Genomic DNA, 279 nt, shown 5'->3' with positions numbered 1-279 from the left:
GGTCGACGGCATCGCCCTTCGCGGCGGCGGCCTTGTCGGTCTTCGTCTTATCGGCGGTGGTCGCCCGATCGTCCTGGGCAGCGTCCTGCGCCCAGGCAGGCGCGGCCAGCTGCAGCGCGATGGCCGCGGCCAGCAGGCTGCGCGATGAAATACCCCAACGACCGCGTACGCGCGGGCCTGCCGGCGTGCGGCTCAAATGATTCGACATCGCAGTTCCCTCCCAGGACGAACGATGAAACATGAGTTGTAGGTGTGCGGGAGGGTGTTCCGGCCGCCAAA

General features: G+C 67.7%; 1 protein-coding gene. It reads right to left on the bottom strand.

All coding sequences use genetic code 11. From position 1 onward, the window contains the following. On the bottom strand, nt 1–208 hold a 208-nt coding region (locus R0J87_RS19770), incomplete at its 3' end, for a hypothetical protein (protein ID WP_498888388.1). Between the last annotated feature and the right edge of the window lie 71 nt (nt 209–279).

Source organism: Halomonas sp. SIMBA_159 (genome assembly GCF_046536035.1).
Taxonomy (GTDB): domain Bacteria; phylum Pseudomonadota; class Gammaproteobacteria; order Pseudomonadales; family Halomonadaceae; genus Vreelandella; species Vreelandella venusta_A.
Note: the sequence above shows the minus strand (reverse complement) of the source record. Positions and strands in the feature narration are given on the sequence as shown.